The organism is Aeromonas popoffii, assembly GCF_000820025.1.
GTDB lineage: Bacteria > Pseudomonadota > Gammaproteobacteria > Enterobacterales > Aeromonadaceae > Aeromonas > Aeromonas popoffii.
This window is the reverse complement of record NZ_CDBI01000015.1, coordinates 1-542: the sequence shown is the minus strand read 5'-3', so window position 1 is coordinate 542 and position 542 is coordinate 1. Positions and strand designations below refer to the sequence as shown.

1 protein-coding gene is annotated in these 542 nt (G+C 68.8%); it reads right to left on the bottom strand.

Annotation, left to right across the window (positions count from 1 at the left end; all coding sequences use genetic code 11):
* A partial coding sequence (locus BN1129_RS04095) for an Ig domain-containing protein (RefSeq protein WP_042034664.1) occupies positions 1-542 on the bottom strand: 542 nt, incomplete at both ends.

Genomic DNA, 542 nt, shown 5'->3' with positions numbered 1-542 from the left:
TCGGCGCCAGAGAAGCCAGCGGTCGGGGTGTAGGTGATGCTGGTGCCACTGGCGCTGGCGGTGCCATGGCTGGCAGCGCTGGCCACGGTGACGCTGCTGGCGGCGCCGCCGCTGATGTTCAGGGTGATCGGATTGGCGCTGCTGTTGGCCGCCACCGTGGCGCTGACGGCGTTGGCCACCGGTGCTTGGGCGCCGATGGTGAGCGTGTAGGCCTGCACACCGCTGGCGCTGTTGGCGTCGGTGGCGGTCACGCTCAGGTTGCTCGTGCCGCTGGCGCTTGGTGTGCCACTGATCACCCCGGTGCTGGTATTCAAGCTGAGGCCAGCCGGCAGAGCACCTGCAGTGATGGCGTAGGTGTAGGGCGCTGTGCCACCGGAGGCGCTCAGGGTCTCGCTGTAGCTCGTGCCGACGGCGCCGTTGCCCAGCGTCGTCGGGCTCAGGCTGATACTCGGTGCACTGACGGTAATGGTCACCGTGGCCGGGCTGGAGGTGCCGCTGGCGTTGGTGGCGGTGTAGGTGAAGCTGTCGGCGCCAGAGAAGCC